12 protein-coding genes are annotated in these 19,830 nt (G+C 71.8%); 8 read left to right on the top strand and 4 right to left on the bottom strand.

The window, feature by feature from the left end:
• Window positions 1-37 precede the first annotated feature (37 nt).
• Window positions 38-1,315 carry an ArsB/NhaD family transporter gene (locus CLV34_RS12700; RefSeq protein WP_211289448.1) on the bottom strand — a complete coding sequence of 426 codons (1,278 nt, stop codon included), beginning with the start codon at window positions 1,313-1,315 and terminating at the stop codon, window positions 38-40.
• A 90-nt stretch (window positions 1,316-1,405) separates the two neighbouring features.
• On the opposite strand from CLV34_RS12700, the gene CLV34_RS12695 reads away from it, so the two are divergent.
• Window positions 1,406-2,197 carry an alpha/beta hydrolase gene (locus CLV34_RS12695; RefSeq protein ID WP_100350675.1) on the top strand — a complete coding sequence of 264 codons (792 nt, stop codon included), beginning with the start codon at window positions 1,406-1,408 and terminating at the stop codon, window positions 2,195-2,197.
• Window positions 2,198-2,313: 116 nt separating this feature from the next.
• Here CLV34_RS12695 and CLV34_RS17220 read toward each other — a convergent pair whose 3' ends face one another.
• Window positions 2,314-12,030, bottom strand: a complete 9,717-nt coding sequence (locus CLV34_RS17220) for a DUF5979 domain-containing protein (RefSeq protein WP_100350674.1) — start codon at window positions 12,028-12,030, stop codon at window positions 2,314-2,316.
• Between the two features lie 226 nt (window positions 12,031-12,256).
• Between CLV34_RS17220 and CLV34_RS12685 the strand changes: the two genes are divergently transcribed.
• The 7 genes from CLV34_RS12685 to CLV34_RS12655 all read left to right on the top strand — a co-directional run bounded on the left by CLV34_RS12685 (window position 12,257) and on the right by CLV34_RS12655 (window position 18,228).
• Window positions 12,257-12,787: a PH domain-containing protein gene (locus tag CLV34_RS12685; protein ID WP_100350673.1), complete on the top strand. Its 531-nt coding sequence runs from the start codon at window positions 12,257-12,259 to the stop codon at window positions 12,785-12,787.
• Between the two features lie 22 nt (window positions 12,788-12,809).
• A complete protein-coding gene (locus CLV34_RS12680) occupies window positions 12,810-13,496 on the top strand; it encodes a hypothetical protein (protein WP_170044682.1) in 687 nt (228 codons plus the stop codon).
• Entirely contained in the window at window positions 13,493-13,966 is a 474-nt protein-coding gene (locus tag CLV34_RS12675) for a helix-turn-helix domain-containing protein (RefSeq protein ID WP_245859211.1), read from the top strand. The genes CLV34_RS12680 and CLV34_RS12675 overlap by 4 nt, the downstream gene beginning before the upstream one ends.
• A 234-nt stretch (window positions 13,967-14,200) precedes the next feature.
• A complete protein-coding gene (locus CLV34_RS12670; protein ID WP_245859210.1) occupies window positions 14,201-15,481 on the top strand; it encodes an inorganic phosphate transporter in 1,281 nt (426 codons plus the stop codon).
• Window positions 15,482-15,492: 11 nt separating this feature from the next.
• Entirely contained in the window at window positions 15,493-15,750 is a 258-nt protein-coding gene (locus tag CLV34_RS12665; RefSeq protein WP_100350670.1) for a hypothetical protein, read from the top strand.
• 245 nt (window positions 15,751-15,995) lie between these two features.
• The gene (locus CLV34_RS12660) at window positions 15,996-16,982 is read left to right on the top strand and encodes a diacylglycerol/lipid kinase family protein (protein WP_245859209.1); all 987 of its coding nucleotides are present in this window, start codon (window positions 15,996-15,998) and stop codon (window positions 16,980-16,982) included.
• Window positions 16,983-17,139: 157 nt separating this feature from the next.
• Window positions 17,140-18,228 carry a fatty acid desaturase family protein gene (locus CLV34_RS12655; protein WP_100350816.1) on the top strand — a complete coding sequence of 363 codons (1,089 nt, stop codon included), beginning with the start codon at window positions 17,140-17,142 and terminating at the stop codon, window positions 18,226-18,228.
• Window positions 18,229-18,288: 60 nt separating this feature from the next.
• On the opposite strand, the gene CLV34_RS12650 is transcribed toward CLV34_RS12655, so the two are convergent.
• On the bottom strand, window positions 18,289-19,080 hold the full coding sequence (locus CLV34_RS12650; protein WP_100350668.1) for a phosphatase PAP2 family protein: 792 nt from the start codon (window positions 19,078-19,080) through the stop codon (window positions 18,289-18,291).
• Complete coding sequence (locus CLV34_RS12645; protein WP_100350667.1) at window positions 19,077-19,787, bottom strand: phosphatase PAP2 family protein; 711 nt, start codon at window positions 19,785-19,787, stop codon at window positions 19,077-19,079. Before CLV34_RS12645 ends, CLV34_RS12650 begins: the two co-directional genes overlap by 4 nt.
• Window positions 19,788-19,830 lie beyond the last annotated feature (43 nt).

Raw genomic sequence — 19,830 nt, 5'->3', positions numbered from 1 at the left:
TCGGTGGTCGGACGTCCTCACGCTAGCCCGTCGTGCCTCAGCCGGTCCCGCTGGCGCGCAGGCCGACCCACAGTGCGAGGACGCCCACGAGCAGGCACGCGGGCACGGTCGCGAGCCCGAGCCGCACGAAGCGTCCGGCGGACGGGGTGTGGTCGTGGGCGTGCAGCACCTGCCGCCACAGCAGTGTCGCGAGCGAGCCGACGTACGTGAGGTTGGGGCCGATGTTGACGCCGAGGAGCACCGCGAGGACGAGCCCGGGGGAGTGCGCGACGAGCGGGACGAGGACGAGCGTCGCCGGCAGGTTGTTGAGCAGGTTGGCGAGGACGGCAGCCAGCGCGGCGGTGGCGAGCAGCCCGACGAGGTCGGCGTGCTCCGGGACGAGGCGGCCGATCGCGTCGCCGACCGGGCCCTCCCGGACGGCGAGCACCACGACCCCGAGCCCGAGCACGAACGCGAGGAACAGCGGGTTCGCGGCGCGCGCTAGTCGCCGCGCCTCGGCCAGGGGCGTCCGCCGCAAGGAGCCGGCGGCGAGGACGAGGGCGCCCGCGCCGGCGACCCAGGCCGGTTCCACGTGGAACGGCTCGGCGACGGCGAACCCGACGAGCGTCGCGCCGAGCACGACGAGCGCGAACCGCGGGGCCGGGGTGTCGGTGGGCGGCACCGCATGGACGGGCGTGCCGAGGTCGTCGCGGAAGAACCACCGGATCACGACGTACTCGACGACGACCACCAGCACCCACGGTGCGGCCATGAGGCCCGCGAACCCGAGGAACGTCAGCCCGCTCGCCGTGAACGCCAGCAGGTTCGTGAGGTTGGAGACGGGGAGCAGCAGGGACGCCGAGTTCGCAAGGTGGGTGCTCGCGTAGACGCCGGGCGCCGGGCGTGCGCGCACGAGTGCGGCGGTCGTGAGCACGACCGGGGTCAGGAGCACGACGGTGGCGTCGAGGCTGAGCACGGCCGTCGTCACCGACGCCACGACGAACACCGCGACGAGCAGCCGCTGCGGCGACCCGCGCGACGAGCGGGCCATGAGCTCGCCGGCCCACGTGAACACGCCGTGGGATCGGGCGAGCTCGGCGAGCACGAGGATCGCGGCGAGGAACGCCACGGTCGGGCCGAGCGTCCGGAGCTCGTCGAGCGCGTCGGGCCACTGCACGAGGCCGGCGGCGACCACGATCACGGCGGCCGGCACGGCGGCTGTCGCCTCCGGCAGTCCGCGCGGGCGGACGATGGCGAACGCGAGCACCGCGAGCAGCAGCGCGACGGCGAGCACGGCGCCCCAGACGCCCGTCGTGGAGGTGTCGCCCGGGTTCACGGGGAAAGCATCGCAGGCCGGTGCCTCAGCCGTCCGGTGGGAACGGTCGTGGTGGACCGAACCTGGCTCAGGACGGTGCAGGATCGGGGGATGGCTCTCCTGAACACCCACTTCTTCTCGGACGCGCTCGGCATGAGCACGTCGATGACCGTGATCCTCCCGCAGCGCACCACCCGGCAGATCGGCATGACGGGAGTCGACGCGGGTGATGGCGGCCCCCCGGTGCTCTACCTCCTGCACGGCCTCTCGGACGACGACACCGTCTGGCTGCGGCGGACGTCGATCGAGCGGTACGTCGCGGACCTCGGGCTCGCCGTCGTCATGCCGCGCGTCGAGCGCAGCTTCTCCCTCGACGAGGCGCACGGACTGCCCTACGGGGAGTTCCTCACCGACGAGCTGCCGGAGGTGGTGTCGTCGTTCTTCCGGGTGTCGGACCGGCGTGAGGACACGTTCGTCGCCGGGTTGTCGATGGGCGGGTTCGGCGCGCTCCGGTGGGCGCTGACGCAGCCCGACCGGTTCGCGGCGGCCGCGAGCCTGTCGGGTGCGCTCGACCTGTCGACCCGCGGGACCGCCGACTTCGCCCCCGACGTGCTCGACCGCGTGTTCGGCGGCGAGATCGTGCCGGGCGGCGACGCAGATGTCGTGGCGCTGCTCGAACGGTCGGCGCGCGCCGCGCAGGAGGGCGGGTCGGAGCTTCCCGACCTCTACGTCGCGTGCGGGACGGACGACGACCTGCTGGCCGGGTCGAAGGCGTTCGCGGACCGCGCCGCCGCGCTCGAGGTGCCGGTCACGACGCAGTTCGGTCCCGGCGGCCACACCTGGGACGTGTGGGACGCCGGCATCCAGGACGTCCTCGCCTGGCTCCCGCTGCGGCCCCGCTGACCGCACCGCTCGCGGGCCCCGGCACGACGACGCCCGTGACCCGTCTGGGGTGGGTCACGGGCGCGTCGCCCGCCGTGCATCGGTCTCCCGGTCTCAGCGGACCGGTTCGGGGCCGGTCAGCTGCGGCGGCGGCTCCAGAGCGCGGCACCGATCACGACCAGCCCGAGGCCGAGCAGCCCTGCGACGAGCAGACCGAGCCGCAGGCTGTCGAAACCGGTCGGGGCGAGGCCCCCACCTGCCTCGGTGGACGTGGGCGACGGCGGCACCGGGACGAGCTCGAACTGGTTCGTCACGGTGACCTTCGCGGTGGTGCCGTCGCCGACGGTGATCGACGCCGGGCTGATCGTGGTCGCGTCGGCCCCGCCGTCGTCGGGCTCGGACACGGCGCAGGTCGCGCCCGTCGGCAGGTCGTCGACCGTCCAGACGAGGTCGCCCGGCTTCAGGTCGTGCGTCGCGTCGTAGACGGTGGTCGGGTCTGCCGTGGTGAGCGTGCAGACGAGCCGCACCTCGAACGGGCCGGCGCCGCGGGCCGTGGCCCCGCCACCGGTGATCTGCTTGGTGACCTGCACCGCGCCGACCGTGAAGTGGTTGGTCACGGCGACGGCGTTGACGTCGGCGCCGCCCGCGTCGAGCACGAACCCGCCGGACGACGTCCCGTCCTGCTGGACGGTCTGGTCGCCCTGGGTGACGGTGACGTCGGTGGCGGACGCGCCCGCGGTGGAGGTCTCCTCGACCTGGCAGACCGAGTTGACGGGCACCCCGGTCACCGCGTGCGTCCCGCCCTCGCCGAGCGAGAACGTCCGGTCGGCGTCCGCGAGCTGTTCCGTCCCGTCGAACACGCAGGACGCGCTGAACGTGAACGGCCCGGAGTACCGGACGGGGTCGCCGTCCGCGTCGACGGCGTCGGTGTCCACCCGCTTGGTGACCGTGAAGCCCGTGTCGTCGAACGTGTTGGTGATCGTCAGCGTGTTGGCGGTGTCGTCACCGGCAGGGACCACGAGGGTCGCCGTCCCGCTGTCGTCGCTCGTGCTGCTGACGTTCGTCCCCGTGACCGTCGTCGACGTGGCACCCCCGTCGTCGACCTCGGTCACGGTGCAGTCGGACCCGATGGGCAGGCCGATCGTGGTGAACGGCTGGTCGGGGCCGATCTCCTCCTGGACGGGCCCGGGGTTGTCGTTCACGTCCTCGACCGGGAGGGCCACACGGTTGTCACCCTCGCCGTAGAAGCAGGCGACCGTCACGGGGAACGTGTCGGGCGCGGCGTCGGCGGCGTCACCGTCGACGACCTTCTCGATGGTCAGCGGCGCGACCCGGAAGCCGTTGAGCGTCCGGACGAGAGTCGTGGAGTCGCCCACCCCGACCGTGACGGTCCGGGGGAGGGTCACGACGATCGGCGGGGTCTGCTGGTCCGGCGCGAACTCCTCGGTGACCTGGCACCTCGCGCCGGTGGGCAGCCCGGTCCACGTGCCCTCCCGGTCCTCCGACGGGACGACCTCGATCGGGTTGTCGCCCGGGATCGGGACGTCGACCGTCTCGCCGTTCACCTCGCGGGTGCAGGCGAGCGAGAAGGTGTAGGTCGCGTCCATCGCCTCCTGGTACTGGGTGCTGTCGGGGTCGAGCCCGCCGATGACCTTGCGGACCGTCACGTTCCCCTCGGTGAAGGTGTTCGTGACGTCCACGGCGACCGGGTTCTGCGGGTCGTCGCCCACCGTGACGGGTGACGGGCTGATGGTGGTGCTGTTCGCGCCGCCGTCGCCGTCGTCCGGCTCGGTGACCGCGCAGGACGCGCCCGTGGGCAGGTTGTCGACCGTCCAGACGAGGTCGTCGGGCGGGGTGAGGGTGTGGTCGGCCTCGTACACGGGGTTCGGGTCGGTGCCGGCGAGCGTGCAGACCATGTGGACGGTGAACGGTCCCTGGCCCCAGTCGTCCGCGCCGTCGCCGGTGACGTCCTTGGTGACCTGGACGCTGCCGACCGTGTAGTGGTTGGTGACGGCGACCGCGTTGATGTCGGCACCGCCCGCGTCGAGCGTGAACTCGCCCGACGACGAGCCTGTCGTCTCGTCGGCCGCGGTGCCGTCCTGCGTGACGACCATGGTGGTCGACGCGGCGCCGCCGGTGGCGGTCTCGGTGACCACGCAGACCGAGTTGACGGCGATCCCGTCGATCGTCTTCGTGTCACCGTCCTGCAGGGTGAAGGTCCGGTCGGCCGGGTCGACCTGCTCGTTGCCGTTGAGCGTGCACGACGCCGTGAACCCGTACGTCCGCGTGTAGGCGATGTCGTCGCCGTCCTGGTCGACCGCACCGCCGTCGTCGACGGCCTTGCTGACGGTGAACCCGGTGGCGTCATAGGTGTTGGTGATCGTCACCGTGTCGGCGTCAGGGTCGTCGGCGAGCGACGCGATGGTCACGACGCCGTCGTTGCTGATGGTCGTCGACGTGGCGCCCTCGTTGTCGTCCTCGGTGACGGTGCAGGTCGTGCCGATCGGCAGCGGCCCGGTCGTCGACGGGGTGCCCGGGACGACGTCGAACGAGTACGGGCCGGGGGTGCCGTCCGGGTCGTCCGGGTCGATCGCGAGCTCGGTGCCGTCGTACGTGCAGTCGGCGGTGACGGGGTAGCTGGCGGCGCCCGCGTCGGCGGCGTCGCCGTCCACGACCTTGACGACGCTCAGCGGCGCCGTCTCGAACGTGTTCGTGACGTCCACGTTCACCGTGGTGCCGTCACCGACGGTGACGGTGGCCGGGTCGTACGACGGCGTCGGCGGGTTCGTCGCGTCGTCGGGGAACTGCTCGGTGACGGTGCAGGTCGCGCCTGTGGGCAGGCCGCTCCACGTGGCGGTCGGGTCGTCCGACGGGACGACGTCGACCGGGTTGTCGCCCGGGATCGGGACGTCGACCGTCTCGCCGTTCACCTCGCGGGTGCAGGCGAGCTCGAACGTGTAGGTCCGGTCCATCGCCTGGTCGAGGGTGGTGCCCGTGAGCCCGGCGAAGTTCTTCGTGGCGGTGACCTCACCCTCGGTGAACGTGTTGGTCACGGAGATCGGGGTCGCGTCGTCCGTGGCGTCGTCACCGACGATCGCGGGGGACGGGTCGACCGCGACGCTGTTCGCGCCGCCGTCCTCGGGCTCGGTGACCTGGCAGGACGCACCCGTGGGCAGGTCCTCGACCGTCCAGACGAGGTCGTCCGGCGGGGTGAACGTGTGGTCGGCGTCGTACACCGGGTCGGGGTCCGTGCCGTCGAGCGTGCACGTCATGTGGACGACGAACGGTCCGTCGCCCCAGTCGTCCGCGCCGTCGCCGGCGAGCGACTTGGTGACGACGACCGAGCCGACCGTGTACGTGTTGGTGACGTCGACGGTGTTGGTGATCGTCGTCGGGTCGGTCTGGTCGGTGTCCGGCGTGATGACGAAGTCGGTCGACGTGCCGTCCACCGGGTCGGTGGCGCCGTCCGCGGTCGTGGTGTCGATCGTGGTCGACGCCGCGCCGCCGTCGTCGGTCTCGGTGACGGTGCAGTCCGAGCCGGCGGGCAGGCCCGTCACCGTCTCGGTGTCCCCGTCGCCGAGCGTGAACGACTGCTGGTCCGCGGGGACCACCTCGGTGTCGTTGAACGTGCACGACGCGGTGAAGTCGTACGTCCGGTCGTAGACGATCGGGTTGCCGTCCTGGTCGACGGCGCCCCCGGTGTCGACCGCCTTCGTGACGGAGAAGCCGCCCTCCTCGTAGGTGTTCGTCACGGTGATGCCCTCGATGGTGTCGGGGCTCGTGTCGATGGGGTGAGCGATGTCGGTCCGGTCGGAGTAGTCCTGGAGCGCGGTGATCGGACCGGACAGCGTGAGGTCCGGCAGGAGGGGAGACGGGTCGTAGGTGACGGTCGCTCCCTGGGGCGTCGGCGTCTCCTGGGCACGGCACGCAGCACCCCACGGGATGGTCACGTTCGACCAGGTGTTGTCGCCCGGGTTCGCGCGGTCGTTGACGGTGATCGTGCCGTTGCGTGGCACGTCGACGACACTCCGGTCCGTGCCGTCCTGGTCGACGACGGTCACCGGTACGGGGATGGGCTGGTCGAACGCTCCGACCGAGGTGCAGATGAGCTTGACGGGATAGGTGTCGGGGAGCGGGAAGTCGGTGCCGTCGGGTGTGAGCGTCGTCTTCGTCAGCCTGACGGATCCCGTGGCCATCGCGACGCCGACCTTGGGTGGCTCGGTGACGAGGCTGACCGGGTGCGACAGGTCGCCGGTGTCGGGGTCGCGGTAGACGCCCTGCGACCCCTCGGCCACCGAGTTCCATGCGATGGTGTCCTGCCCCGGTGTGGTCTGCGGGGCGTAGGCCGGGGTCCGGGTGTCGAACGTGAGCGCCAGGTCGTCGCCGGGCGCGAGGCCCTCGTCGAGCACACCGTACGTGAGGACCGCCTTGAGCGCGGTGGCCTGCGTGAGCTGGCTCTCCGGGGTGTCGCTCGTGACGGTGAGCCAGGTGCGGCCCTCGACGTCACCCTGGCAGTGAGCGAGGTCCGCGTACTCGGGATCGGTCCAGATCCCGCCTTCGGTCGTCTCGTTGAGGATGTCCGCCTCGTTGCACTCCTCGTCGAGCGTGTCGGTCGTGTAGTAGAGCTTCATCGGGGTGCTCGCGTCGACCGGGGCTCCGTCGTAGCGGAAGTTCCCGACAAGGCGCGGGCGCCACTCCGAATCACGCGGGGTGGGCACGACGACCCCGGTGTCACCGGGCGTCGGGAGCACGTCGATGCCCGCGACGATGTGCGCGGGGATGTTGCCGGCATTGACGAGCCGCACCTGCCACCGTGCGAGACCGCCCGGCCGCAGCATCGGGACGCAGCTCTCGTCGTAGTAGACGACGCTCTCGTCGTAGTCGGGGACGCTCGGCGACTGGCATCCCGAGGCGTTCTCGTCGTTGGCGTCGACGTCGATGACGCCGAGGTCGTCGTAGTTCGGGTCGTCGGGCGCGACGGCCGGGTCTCCGCCACCGAGCCCTCGCACCGCCTTGGTGATGCGCAGCGGTGTCAGTGCCCGGGGCTGTGTCGTCGTGTCGGACGTGCACGTGTACACGTCGGTCTCGGTCGGGTTGTCGACCGTCGCGTTGTGCGTGCTGTCGCACTCGTCGTAGATGCGGTCGTCCGAGACGGTCACCGAGTTGACGACGTCGACACCGGGGTCGACGGGGTCGCTTCCCCCGCGGTACTCGAGCGGGGTGGACACGACGATCGCGTTCCCGGGGGCGAGCACGAAGTCGTCGGGGAGCGTCACGCTGATCGACGGGTCGCCGTCCACGCTCATGCAGTACTGGGCGCTCGCCCCGGCGATCGGGTCCTCCGAGCCGTCGGCGCCGCGGAGCTGGATCACCGCGTCCGGGTAGTCCGCGCACTCGCCGTCGGCCGGCACGTCCTGCGACGCGGGCACGAGCTGTGGACCGCCGTCGTCGGTCGGCAGCGTGTCGACGATCGTCACGCCCGTCTGCGGCCACTGCCCGGTGTTCGTGACGACGAACTGGTAGGCGATGGGGCTGTTCGGGGACTCGTCGGTCGGGTTGTTGTTCCCGTTCCCGGGCGACTTGGTGATCGACACGGAGTTCGGCAGGTGGAGGTAGTCGGTGGAGTCGTTCGCGTCGGCGTCCGCCGTCCACGGTCCTTCGCCGTTGTTCCACGACCCCTCGCTGTGCACCTGGATGGTGTTGTTGGTCCGGCCGAGCACGGTCTCGCCGGGGGCGAGGTCGTTGGTCGACAGGTCGGACGGGACCGGCGTCACGTTCTCGCCCTCGGTGCTCCAGCGCAGGTTGTCGCGCTGGACGGCCGAGAACGTGGCGTGCGCGGTCGGGTTCGACGGGTGCTCCCAGTTGGGCTGGCCCTCGCCCGCGTCGTAGGTGAAGCGCAGGCCCTGGACGTCCGCGGCCGCGACGCCGGCAGGCAGAGCGGGGCTCGCCGCGTCGACCGGTTCGCCGTCGACCCAGCAGTCCGTCAGGTCGTCACTTCCGTTGCACTGCTGGACGAGCGTGCTCCCGTCGAGCGAGTAGGTGACGCCGACGAGCGCGTCGACCTGGACCCGGCTGATGGGCGCGTTGACCGTCTGGGCGGGGAAGCCGGTGAAGTCGAACGCGTTCCAGAACAGCGGGTCGTCGTCGGTGATCGTGAGGACCGTCGTGCGGACCGTGCCCGTGGGCTTGCCGGTGAGGTCGACCGTGTACGCGTTGGTGTCGCCCTCGTACCGGCTCGCGGGGTCGATGTTCTTGGCGGCGTCGACGTCGTAGGTCGGCTGCTCGATGTTGACCGTGTCGTTGTCGGTGCCGGTCGCCGTGTCCTCGGGATTGGTCGCGGACGCGAACGAGTAGTTGTCGACCGAGTCCGCCTCGGTGAGCGGGGTGCCGTCGCTGCGGTGGTCCGCGCGCAGCTGCATGTCGAGGACGACCCGTGCCGGCGTCGTCGAGTCCGTCGTCGTCACGATGAGCCCGTGGAACACCACGCGCACACCGGTGACGTCGGCGAGGTCGCCCGGACCGAGCGCGAGGGCCGCGTCGGCCGTGATCGCCGGGTCCTCGGTGCCGCCGCGCGTCAGGAACACCTCGGTCTGGCTCGCGTCCGCGCCGCTCGGGGCGTCGATGCTGAGGAAGCCGGTGAGGTTCATGAGGTCGAACGTGTTCGAGTCCGGCGACGGGTCGGGAGCCGGGTCCTGGATCGTCATGGTCCGGACCTTGGCGTTCGTGTCGTTGTTCGCCGTGAGGGTCAGAGCATCCTTGGGGTAGTCGCCGGCGGCGGTGCCGTCGGGCGGTAGGCCGAGGACGCTCTCCTCGAACTGCTTCGTGGTGCTGACATTGACGGGACGGTCGGTGATCGTGATCTCGGCCGAGTCCGTGTCCTGGTAGTCCGGCGGGTCGGTCACGGGTGTGCCGGGCGCCCACGAGTCCATGCCGACGGTGTTGGACACGAGCCCGTCGGTCCCCGTGTTGTACGGCTGGTCGCCGTTGTCGGGGTCGTTGCCGAGCACGGGGTCGCCGGACACGCGCATGTCCTGCCGGATGCGGAACGTGAGGTCGACCGGGCGGTCGTTCCCGACAGAGCCCGCGACGCCCGAGCCGACCGGCGGGTCGCTCGGTGACGTGATGCGCGACGCACGCGTCGGGCTCTCGACGAACGTGAGCCGCACGCTCAGGGTGGAGTCCTGCTCGGCAGCGGTCAGGGTGTAGCCGCCGAACGTCCCGTCGCAGCCGTTCGCGCAGGCCGCGGCCGTGATGTCGACCCAGCCCCCGGCGCCCCCGTTCGCCGACGCGCTGAACAGCTCCACCTTCGACACCTCGTCGAACGCGATGAGGGGGTCGGTGCTCGTGGTGATCGGGTCGATCCGGACGAGGTCGAACGCGTCGTAGACCGTGTCGGCGACGGCGTCGCCGGTCGCCGGGTCCGGGACGTCCGAGAGCTGCACCTGGCTCATCGGGTAGCCGCCCGTGCCCCACGAGACGCGCGCGGTGCGCTCGTCGTCCGTGAGCGCCGGCACGAGCACGCCGGTGTCGAAGACCTCGCCGGTGTCGGGGTCGACCCAGCCCTTGTCGACCGAGTCGCCCGGGCCGCTGCCGTCGGTCGGGTCGACGGTGATGTCGGCGGCGTCGTCGTCGGTCACGGGGCTCTCGTCGGCGTCCGGGTTGTCGACCTGCGACTCGACGTCGTTGGTGTACGTCACCGGGTCGGTGCCGGTGGGCAGCGCGGACGTGCCCGGGTCGCTGCGCAGCGTCGCCCGGTGGCTGAACGACAGGTACGGCTCGACCTTGAAGCCCGGCGGCAGCCCGACGTCCGGGTCGGTGGGCTCGAAGTCGAACTGGATGCCCTGGATGTCGTCCGGGCTCGGGTCGGACCCGATCTGGTAGGTCCAGGGCGACTGGTCCGCGGTGATGGGACCGGCGAGCGGCACCCACGCTGAACCGTTCCAGTAGTTGACCTGCAGGGTCGACCCCGCCGGGATGTCCATCGGGCCGATGGACGTGAGGTTCATGTGGTCCCAGAACTCGGTCGGCGTCTCGCCGGGGTTCGCGGGGTCGGACACGATGAGGTCGTCGGACGGGACCGTCGACGTCTGGTCGCACGTGCCGGCGTCGACCTCGGTCTGGCCGCAGACCTCCGCCGGCAGCTCGACGACGGTGCGTGCGCCGGGGACCCCGAGGATCTCGTCGGGGGTGAAGACCTTGTCGACGTTGGTGTCGATGCGGGCGGGCTGCCGGGTCACGTCGTCGGACGCGTCGTCCGTGCCGGTCGAGCCGTCGTCCGCGGTGACGTCGGTCGTCGTCTCGTTCGTGGTGGTGACGTCGTCCTCGCCGGTGACCGCCTGGGCGGTCACGTCGAAGGGCACGTTCGCGAAGTCGCCCGTCTCGATGCCGTCGGGGTCGTCGCTGGTGAACGTGATCGTGAAGCCGGTGACCTGGTCCTCGGCCTGGTCGGTCGGCGCGGGGAACTCGTCGCGCGTGTCCGACGTCACCGTCTGCGTGTCGCCGTTCGCGAAGGTGTACTCGATCGAGATGTGGTCGGCGCCCGCGGGCCAGGCGGCGTCGTCGGTGAAGCCACCGAACGTGAGGCCCTGGGCGGCGAGGTCGGGCTCCCCGTCCGTGGGCTCGGAGATCACCATCTCGGAGACCGGACGGTCGCCCACCACCGGGCGGATGGTCGCGGTGGTGGAGTCGCCCGCGAGCAGGTGGTCGTCGTCGAACTCCTTGGTGGTCTGGACGGTCGGGGGCTCGCTGATGATGTCGACGGCCGCGTCGTCGGTCGCGGTCGCGTCCCCGTCGTCCGACGTCACGTCCGACTGCGCGGTGTTGGTGACCGTCTCGGTCGTCCCGTCGGGGATGTCGGCCACGTCGTCGCGCGTCTCGGTGGCGAGGACGATGTTCGCCTCGCCGTCGATCGGGATGCCGTCCGGCCCCGTGAACGTGAACGTGAGTCCGTGGACCTCGTCGAGCGGGACTCCCGCGAGCAGCGCGTTCGGGTCGGACGGGATCGGGGACACCGGGTCCAGCGTGGTGACGGTGCCGTCGGCGTCCGTCCAGGCGACCTGGACGGTGTCGGCACCGTCGGGCGGGGTGAACGACGAGATGCCCGTGAGGGCGAGGAGCGCGAAGGGGTCCGCGCCGTCGTCGGACGGGTCGGAGACGACGAGGGAGTCGACGGCCTCGTTCGACGTGTTCGTCGCGTCGATCGTGAAGCTCACGGGCTGGCCGGGTACGGCGGGGACGGAATCGGTGCTCGCGGTCTTCGTGACCGTCGTGGCGATGTCCGGCTCGACGTCGATCTGGACGTCCGCCGTGTCGGAGTCGGAGTTGCCGCCGTCCTGTGTGACGTCCGCCGTGTTGGTGACGGTCCCGTTGTAGTCGGCGGTCGCGTCTGCGGGGACCCGCGCACGGATCGTGATCTGCGCCGTGGTGCCCGGTGCCATGCCGGGGTTGCCGTCTTCCTGGACCTGTGTCGCGTCGACGACGACGTGCGTGCCGCCGTCGCCGTCGCTCCCGGAGAGGTCATACGTGCCACCACCGGCAGCGCTGACCTGGACGGCGTCGTCGCCGTCCAGCACGAGCGGAGGCGGGAGCGTGTCGGTCAGCTCCGCACCGGCGCACGGTGAGGACTGGCACGTCACAGCGACGGTGAAGGTCATCGTCTGTCCCGGCGCGTACGGACCGGGGCTGTCCACGCTCTTCGTGACCTCGAGCGTCCCATTCACCGCCTCGGCCGGCGCGAAGAGCACCCCCGCAAGCGTCAGCGGCAGCGCCAGCGCGAACGCCAGGACGGACGAGATCAGCGCGCGCGAACCGCGCGACAGGCGGGTGTGGTGCGGTGAGCTGGCCCTTTTCGACACGTGTTCCCCAGACGACGGTCCTGCGACCGGTCCCCGAGATCCGGCCGTTTCCTGACCACTCTCACCACAAAAGGGCAGGTCCACAACCGGAAGCGGGGGCGAATGGTACGGCCGCGCCGACATGATCCCTTTCCGTGACCCTGCGGCACGCCGGAGGCCGTTCGTCGTGCGATCCGTGCCGGCTCGTCACGTTCCCGCCGGCGCGCGCGTCTGGAAGGATGCCGCCATGACGCTGCAGGACAAGCACCTGGCCCCCGACGAGCACGTCGTCCTCGAGCTGCGTACGCACGCGAAGGTGATGTTCTGGCCGATGATCGTGCTCGTCCTCCTGGCGGCGGCGGTCGTCGCCGGGTGGGTCCTGTGGCCCGGCGCGGGGGCGTGGGTGGTGACCGGCGTCGTGGTCGTCGCGGCCGTGATCTGGGTCGGCGCCCCGTGGCTCCGCTGGATGAGCACGTCCTACACGGTGACCAACAAGCGCGTGGCGACGCGCTCGGGCCTCGTTGCGCGCAAGGGCCGTGACATCCCGCTCTACCGGATCAACGACATCTCGTTCGACCAGGGCCTGCTGGACCGGGCGTTCGGCTGCGGGACGCTGATCATCGCGGACGCGAGCGAGAAGGCCGGCATGAGCCTGCACGACGTCCCGGACGTCGAGGCCGTCCAGGTGCGCATCCAGGAGCTCCTCTTCGCGCACGACGACGGCACGGACGACGGCGAGCACCCGCCGACAGAGCCCCCGCACGGCGCGCGACGCTGATGTTATCAGTTATGATAATTCTGTGACGGAAGTCAGTGGCCAAGATGTCGACGATCTCCTGGAGTCGGCAGCCCGGCTCCAGGAGCTGGTGCCTGATGCCGTTCTCGTCGGCGGCAGCGCAGCCGCGTTGTACGCGCACCACCGGTTCTCGCTCGACCACGACCACGTCGTCGCACACCTCCGCGACCGGTTCGACGCGGTGCTCGAAGCACTGGAGCGTGAGGGCGACTGGATCACCAACCGGGTGACGCCAGGCACGATCATCCTCGGCGAGCTGGGTGGCATCGAGTCGAGGGTGCGCCAGCTCATCCGGACGAGGCCGCTCGAGGTCGAGGAGGTGCGTGTCCGCTCCGGCCGAGCACTCCGGGTACCGACCATGGACGAGACGCTGCGCATCAAGGGCTACCTCGTGGTCAAGCGCAACCAGGCTCGCGACTACCTCGACGTGGCGGCGCTCGCCGACGCCGCGGGCCTCACGCACGCGGGTGCGGTGCTCGCCCAGATCGACGACTACTACGCGGACGGCGTGCACGACGAGTCTCCCGTCGCATCGCAGCTCGCTGCACAGCTCGCCGACCCCCGGCCGCGTGACGCGAGTGTCGTCCGGACCTTCGCGTCCTACAAGGGTGTCGCGCCGAAGTGGCAGCGCTGGGAGAACGTCGTGGAGACCTCCCAGGTGCTGGCGGACCTCATGACAGGAGGGCAGTGACCGTGCTCTGCTTCCGGAACATCGACGTCTCCCCGGACGACCCGGTCGAGGCATGGGGCTTCGAGGGCCTTCTCACTGCGGTCGAGCGGGGTTCGCTGCCGCACTGGCGACGCATCGTCGCGGCGGTCCGGCGCGACCCGCAGGGCAAGGTGGCGACCGAGCTCGAGGAGGTGCTCGCCGTCGCTCAGCGCGAGGGCGTGGTGGATTCCCTCCAGCGCAACCTGGCCCGAGCCCGCGCGGGGGACGAGGCCCTGGTCGCGGCTCGCGTGCGGCGCGCGGTGATCCGGTCCGACACCACGGCGAGCGCCCTCGCGCGAACAGTCGGCACCTCAGCGTCGCGCATGTCCACCTACGTGTCCGGCAAGGTGACGCCGTCCGCCGCGCTGCTCGCGCGCATCGAGCGCACAGCCGACGCCCTCGCGCTCGACTCGTACGCGCGAGCGAAGAACGCGGCCCGACCGCACCGCTGACGCCGGTCAGCGCTGCGTCAAACGCTCCCGTTCTCCGGGGTCAGACGCAACCGTTCTTCGGATCGTGGGTCCCGTCGGCGCCCTGGTCCGCGCACAGCCCGCCCCGACCTCCGCGACACGCCGATGCGCGACACGCCGGGTCCAGGTGAACATCAGGTGAACGACGACCGAAAGGTCGCCCCAGATGTCACCGAAGGGTTCCCGGGCGTTCTCCCGCACCTCATAGTTGTCGCCGTGACAACGACCCTCCCCCTCGTCCTCGTCATCATCACCGCACTGTCCTTCGACTTCACGAACGGCTTCCACGACACCGGCAACGCCATGGCGACGTCCGTCGCCACCGGTGCCCTGAAGCCTCGCGTCGCCGTCGCGATGTGCGCCGTCCTCAACCTCGTCGGAGCCTTCCTGTCGCTCGCGGTCGCCGCGACCGTCGCCAAGGGCCTCGTCGACGCGGACGTGGTGACGCTGCCCGTCGTCCTCGCCGGCCTCGTCGGCGCCATCACCTGGAACCTCGTGACCTGGCTCAAGGGCCTGCCGTCGAGCTCGTCGCACGCCCTCGTGGGCGGCGTCGTCGGCGCGGTCCTCGCCGCGGTCGGGACGCACGGCGTCCTGTGGTCCGGCCTCGTCTCCAAGGTCCTGCTGCCCGCCCTGCTCGCGCCGCTCGTCGCGATGCTGGTCTCCGCGACCGGCACCTGGATCACCCACCGCGTCACCCGGGGCGTGCCCGAGGGCACGACCCGCCGCGGCTACCGGTTCGGCCAGATCGGCGGCGCCGGCCTCATCTCCCTCGCGCACGGCACCAACGACGCCCAGAAGTCGATGGGCATCATCCTGCTGGCCCTCATCGCGGGCGGGAAGGTGTCGCAGGACGCCGGAGTGCCGCTGTGGGTCGTGGGCTCGTGCGGCCTCGCGATGGCCGCCGGCACCTACCTCGGCGGGTGGCGCATCATGCGCACGCTCGGCAAGGGACTCACCGACGTCGACCCGCGCCAGGGCATGGCCGCCGACACCGCGTCCGCCGCGATCATCATGATGTCCGGCCACTTCGGCTACTCGCTGTCGACGACGCACGTCGTCTCCGGCTCGGTGCTCGGCACCGGCCTCGGTGCCCGCCGCACCGTCCGCTGGTCCGTCGCCGGCCGCATGGTCGCGGGCTGGGTCGTCACCCTCCCGGCCGCCGCCGCGGTCGCAGCGGTCTGCTACGGCATCGAGCACCTGTTCGGTGCCGCCGGCTCCGTCGTCGTGTTCGGTCTCCTGCTCGTCGCCTCCGGCGTCATCTGGAAGCTGTCGCGGCGCGACGCCGTCGACGCGTCCAACGTCAACGACGAATGGGTCGGTGCGACCGCCAACGCGGCCGCCGACGCCCCCGTCGTCGTCATGGCCGACGCCGCCGGGATGACCGACGTGCTGACCGACATGCCGGCCGACGCCCCTGCGGTGTCGTCCGCGAGCCAGCACACCGCCGGCAGCCAGCCGTCCACGACGCCCGCCCCGCGCCCGTTCGCGACGGTCTGAGGAGGACCACCATGAGCCAGTACATCGACCTCGCCGCCCTCGGTCGCGTCGTCCTCGTGTCCCTGCTCGTCGGCGCAGGGCTCCCTGCCCTGTTCGCCGTCGGGATCAAGATGCTCGCCCCCGCTGCGCCACCGCAGCAGGGCGCACCGGGCACCGCCGTCGCCGCCACCCGTCCGTCGCCCGCGCGCCTGCTCGTCGCGAGCGTGTGCTTCGGCATCGTCCTCGCGGCGATCGCCTGGGGCGTCTGGTACATCGCGGCAGGGAGCTGAGCACTCACAGAACTCGCCGGCCCGCTGAGCCGGGCCGGCGGCACGAACCTCCCGGCGGTGCGGAAAAGGGGTCACGGACCCGCCGACCACTCACCGGTCACGTGGGTCACGTGGCACGAGGGGCCGCACCGCCGGGAGTACCTCGTTGCGCAGGGCGTTCCGGCCGCCCGACGCGCCGGGCGCCGCAGTCGTCGTCCGGGCGGCCGCGGCGGGCGACGGGCGGCGCCATGCCCCATGATCGGGCAGTGCCCACGACACCCCCGACGCCCGCGCCCCGCCAGAGCGTCCAGGACGACGACGCCGTCTCCCGCCGCCGAGACCTCCACGTCGACGCGCCCCCGGCGTCCGTCGCCGTCGTCCTCAACCCGAACCGGCTGAGCGACCCCGACGCGCTGCGCTCACGGATCGCGGAGCGTCTCTCCGACGCCGGCTGGCCCGAGCCCGTCTGGCTGGAGACGACGGCCGACGATCCCGGCACCGGGCAAGCCCGGCAGGCGGCGGAGGACGGCACGGAGGTCGTCCTCGTGTGCGGCGGCGACGGGACCGTGCGTGCCGCCGTCGAGGGACTCGTCGGGACCGGCACGGCTCTCGGGATCCTGCCCGGTGGCACGGGCAACCTGCTCGCCGGCAACCTCGACATCCCCACCGATCTCGACGACGCCCTCGACGTCGCGCTGAGCGGCGACCGCTGCCGGATCGACGTCGGCGAGGTCGACGGCATGTCCTTCGTCGTCATGGCCGGGATCGGCCTGGACGCCGCGATCATGGACGACGCCCCGACGCGCCTGAAGAACGCCGCCGGGCCGGTCGCCTATGTGGTGTCCGCGCTCAAGCACCTGTTCGACGACGGGCTGCACGTCGAGGTCGTCGTGGACGACGGCGAACCGCTGCGGCGGCACGCGCGCACGGTCGTGGTCGGCAACGTCGGGCGGCTGCAGGGCTCGTTGGACCTGCTGCCCGACGCCGAGCCGGACAGCGGTGTCCTGGAGGTCGCCGTCCTCGCACCCCGCACCCTGTGGCACTGGTTGCGCCTGCTCGTCGGCGTCGCGCTCCGGCGGCGTCACGTGCGGGAGCGGGAGGTGCTGCGCGGGTCGCACGTGGTGGTCCGGGCGCACCGGCCCGAGCGTCGCCAGGTGGACGGCGACGTCATCGAGTCGTCGGCGACGCTCGACGTCACGGTCCGTCCAGGGGCGCTGACCGTCTGCGTGCCGTGCGGGTGCGAGACGTCCTGACGCCTCAGGGTTCACCTCCCGGCGTAACCCCGTAGGGGTTTCGCCGGTGCCTGCGCGCGTAGTGTCGAAGGCACCACCCGGGCGGTGCACGAGGTGCCGCGTGCCGGCGTCGGTCGGTCCGGCGGGCCGGGTGGGTTCCGACCGATCGGAGGGCGTCATGGGCGACGCACAGGTTCTGGCACCCGCGGAGCAGCCGCCCGGCAACGCTCGGCGGCGGATGACGAACGACTACTCGGCCCTGGCCGCGATGGTGCGGCCGACGGGCCTGATGCGTCGTCGGTACGGCTACTACTGGACCCGGCTGGTGCTCACGGTGCTCGCGTTCGCGGGCGTGTGGACCGCTGTCGCGCTCGTGGGCGACTCCTGGTGGCAGCTACTGGTCGCCGCGGTGATGGCCGTCGTGCTGACCCAGCTCGCGTTCCTCGGCCACGACGGTGCGCACCGTCAGATCTTCCGCTCGCGTGCCTGGAACGACTGGACCGCGCGCGTCGTCGCGGGCGGCTTCGTCGGCCTCAGCTACGGCTGGTGGACCGACAAGCACGATGCCCACCACAGCGCCCCGAACCAGGTGGACGCGGACCCCGACATCGGCGTCGGCGCGATCGCGTTCACCCGAGAGGTGATCGAGGAGCGCCGCGGGCTGCGGCGGTGGTGCGCCGAGCGCCAGGGCTGGTTCTTCTTCCCGCTGCTCATGCTCGAAGGCCTGAACCTCCACGTCTCCAGCGTGCGCACCGTCTTCGGACGTCGGCCGCTGGCGCACCGCGGCGTCGAGGCGTCCCTCGTGCTGGCGCGCATCGTGCTCTACCTGGTCGTGGTCGTGTGGATCATGCCGGTCGGGCTGGCAGCCGCGTTCGTCGGCGTCCAGCTGGCGTTGTTCGGCGTGCTGCTCGGCGGTGCCTTCGCGCCCAACCACAAGGGCATGCCCATCGTCCCGCGTGACGCGAACCTCGACTTCCTCCGACGGCAGGTGCTGATGTCTCGCAACATCCGTGGTGGTGTCGTCGTGGACTTCCTCATGGGCGGGCTCAACCGTCAGGTCGAGCACCACCTGTTTCCCGGGATGCCGCGCCCGAACCTCGCACAGGTGCAACCGCTCGTGCGGACCTTCTGCGAGCGCCTCGGCGTCTCGTACACGGAGGTGGGGCTCGTCGCCTCGTACCGGATCGTGCTCGGGTACCTCAACGACGTCGAGCACCGCATGACCGAGCCGTTCACGTGCCCCGTCGCGAGCGCGTACGGGCGGTGACGCCCGGAGGAGCGGCGACGGGTCACCACCGCCGCGGCGGGGCGCCGACCGACGGGCGTGTCAGGCGGACGGCGACCTGACGGGCGCGGGCGCCGCGCTCGCGGTCACCTGGGGGTCCGTGGTGCGCCGGGCCCCGGCGGTCTCGGGCGTGCCGTCGGACGTGCTCTCGCGCACGTCGCGCCGCAGGTAGCGCCACGCGAGCACGGCGCACACGCTCCCGTTGAGGAGTCCGACGGTCACGTCGGTCGGGGCGTGCATGCCGCGGTAGAGGCGTGCGGTCGCGACGCACAGCGGCACCAGCAGCACGAGCACGGTCAGGGTCCGGCGCAGCACGGTGTGCTGGATGCGCTGGAACACGAGCGCGAGCGTGACGTACAGGGCGGTGCTCGCGGAGGTGTGGCCGCTCGGGAAGCTCGACGTCGGGGGCGAGACGTCGAGCTTCTCGACGTCCGGGCGCGTGCGTCCGACGAGCGTCGCGGACGTCACGAACACGAGCGCCTGCAGGGACAGCGCGAGCGCCGGCACGAGGGAGAACCACCACTGGCGGGTGCGCCAGAGCAGCACGAGGCACACGACGACGCACACCCCGATCGCGTACCCCGTCGAGCCCACCATGCTGAAGAACCCCGAGACGGCGGTCAGCGACGCCGTGCGCTGCTGGACGAACCACCGGTCGACGGCGTCCTCGCCGCGGAGCTGGTCGAAGACGTGGACGATGACGAGGCCGGTCGCGGCGACCAGCACCCACCAGACGACCGCCGGCGCGAGGGCGCGCACGGCGACGTCCCGCAGCGCGGCCTTGACGGGGGGACGGCTCTGGTCGATCTCGTAGCGGTGGACGAACCGGTTCACGGGGCTCCTCGGTGTGCGGCGGGGTCGGCAGGTTCGGCAGGTTCGGCAGAGTGGTCGGGGAGCGGGTTCCACCCGCTCCACCCGAGGTAGGACGCCCCGGCGAGCGCGCCGCCGACCAGGACGCCGGCGACCACGTCCGACGGGTAGTGGACGCCCAGCAGGACGCGGTCGGCGCCCGTGAGGACGATCAGCGTCCCGGCGGCGACGGGGACGATCACGCGCCCGCGCGGGCCGAGCAGCGGCCACACGAGCAGGGTGAGCGTCACGGCGGTCGCGGTCATCTGCGTCGTGTGGCCGGACGGGAAGCTCGACCCGGGGGCGTGCGCCACGGCGTCCTCGACGACGGGCCGGGCTCGACCCACGAGCGTCTTGAGCCCGATCTGGACGCCCCAGGCCACGAGGATCGTGCCGAGCGCCCACAGGGCGCGCGACCGCATCCCGTAGCGACGCCACACGGCGACGCACACGACGACGCCGCCCAGCACGACCCAGCGGACGTTGAAGACTTCCTGCCAGACGAGGAGCGCGTCGTGCGCTGCGGGGTGCTCGCGGGTCCAGTCGGTCGCCGCGCGGATCACCTTCTTGTCGCGCTCGACGACGACGTCGGACTGCGCTCGCACCAGGTAGGCGAGGACCGCGACGGGGGCGGCGAACAGCAGACCGAAGCCGGCGGCCCGCAGGAGGGCGTGTCGTCGGTGGCGGTGCATCCCGGGAGGCTATGCGAGCGCCGCCCCCGACGCCCGCCGGGAC

It is taken from the genome of Luteimicrobium subarcticum (assembly GCF_002798015.1).
Lineage (GTDB): Bacteria > Actinomycetota > Actinomycetes > Actinomycetales > Cellulomonadaceae > Luteimicrobium > Luteimicrobium subarcticum.
Note: the sequence above shows the minus strand (reverse complement) of the source record. Positions and strands in the feature narration are given on the sequence as shown.